The sequence below is a fragment of the Candidatus Methylomirabilota bacterium genome (assembly GCA_028870115.1).
GTDB lineage: Bacteria > Methylomirabilota > Methylomirabilia > Methylomirabilales > Methylomirabilaceae > Methylomirabilis.
This window is the reverse complement of sequence record JAGWQH010000084.1, coordinates 1-1,357: the sequence shown is the minus strand read 5'-3', so window position 1 is coordinate 1,357 and position 1,357 is coordinate 1. Positions and strand designations below refer to the sequence as shown.

2 protein-coding genes are annotated in these 1,357 nt (G+C 58.1%); one reads left to right on the top strand and one right to left on the bottom strand.

Features of this window, described 5'->3' with window-relative positions; translation table 11 throughout:
• The first annotated feature begins 197 nt into the window (after positions 1-197).
• Entirely contained in the window at positions 198-593 is a 396-nt protein-coding gene (locus KGL31_09820) for an exosortase system-associated protein, TIGR04073 family (GenBank protein MDE2322194.1), read from the top strand.
• Positions 594-632: 39 nt separating this feature from the next.
• Here the strand turns inward: KGL31_09820 and msrB are convergent, their stop codons facing one another.
• Positions 633-1,028, bottom strand: a complete 396-nt coding sequence (msrB, locus tag KGL31_09815; GenBank protein MDE2322193.1) for a peptide-methionine (R)-S-oxide reductase MsrB — start codon at positions 1,026-1,028, stop codon at positions 633-635.
• Positions 1,029-1,357 lie beyond the last annotated feature (329 nt).

The following is a 1,357-nucleotide window of genomic DNA, read 5'->3' as shown; positions in this document are numbered from 1 at the left end:
TGCGGCGGGCGATTCTACGTGTCGCCTCAGCAGGTCAAGCGGCTTGCGAAAGAATCGGAAAAAGAATCAGACAAGGAGAAATAGACGGTAGTGTGTCTACCTCCCATCATCATCGTCATCAATCCATGGGGTAGCCGCGCAGTGCGCTTCGGAGGCGGCATAGCGGCTCCCCAAACCTATTGGAGGCGCCAATGAAGATGACCGTGCGGGTTGTTGTGCTTGCGCTTGTGATGTCGACGGCTCTTACCGCCCAGGCCGTTGCCGGGGAACTCGCCAGTTCCTCGCCGGGCCAGAAGGCTTTACGGGGTACGGCGAATCTCTTCCTTGGGCTGGTGATCGAATGGCCGAAGATGATCTGCTATGAGGCACGAGAGCAGGGCCCGCTTTGGGGGATCCCCGCAGGATTCCTTTCCGGTTTTGGTCTGGGACTGATGCGGATGGGCGCTGGAGCATACGAACTGGCCACGTTCCCGTTCCCGATCCCGGCTGATTATAAACCGATCTTGAGCCCACGCTATCCTTTTGAACCGGGACGGACGGTGGTGTCGCCCGCGCTCATCGCACGCCCGCAGGAGGGCCAGCCCCAGCAATAGCGCTGCTGAGCGCCCCGTGCGAACCTCGTTCGCGCAACGCTATCGCTTGATCAGTCTTAACGCGGCAGAATTGATGCAGTAGCGCAGGTGGGTCGGCGGTGGACCGTCGTGGAAGATATGGCCCAGGTGCGCGTCGCACCGGCTGCACCGTACCTCGGTGCGCCGCATCAACAACTCGGTATCCCCCACGGTGTTGATCTGCCCGGGCGCTAGAGGGGCCCAGAAGCTGGGCCACCCGGTACCTGAGTTGAACTTCGTCTCGGAGCCGAACAACTCATTGCCGCAGCAGACGCACTGGTAGATCCCATCTTCTTTGCAGTCGTAGTATTCACCAGAAAACGGCCTTTCAGTCCCCTTCTGCCGACAGACATAAAACTGCTCCGGCGTGAGCCGCGCCTTCCATTCCTCATCAGTCTTGTGTAGCTTATCCTGCATGTTCAACCTTCCTTGTCGCGTAATCCAGATGTCGCAGCATCTCGTCTCCCCCGCTGTGCCCTTCGGTTCTCGAGACCATCGCGTTGCGTCTATTGGCCGCATCACTATGAGTGTAGCAATTGCGGGGCAGGTTGGTATCGTGAAAAATTCTTGACACCTTCCGCCATGTGTTGGATATTGCGGCCAATTCAGCTCTAAGCCTAGTAGTCTCGGAGGAATAAGTGGCCAGCGTTTGCAACCGTCTAAGGCAGCTCGCTTAATCGTTACGCGTTAGGGTTTGCAGATCTGCGGAATGGACATATGCCAGGCTGTGACAGGTATCCGTGTGG

Excerpts from the sequence above, each read along its gene's own strand:
- KGL31_09820 (MDE2322194.1), top strand. The coding sequence starts at position 198 with ATGACCGTGCGGGTTGTTGTGCTTGCGCTTGTGATGTCGACGGCTCTT.
- msrB (MDE2322193.1), bottom strand. The coding sequence starts at position 1,028 with ATGCAGGATAAGCTACACAAGACTGATGAGGAATGGAAGGCGCGGCTC.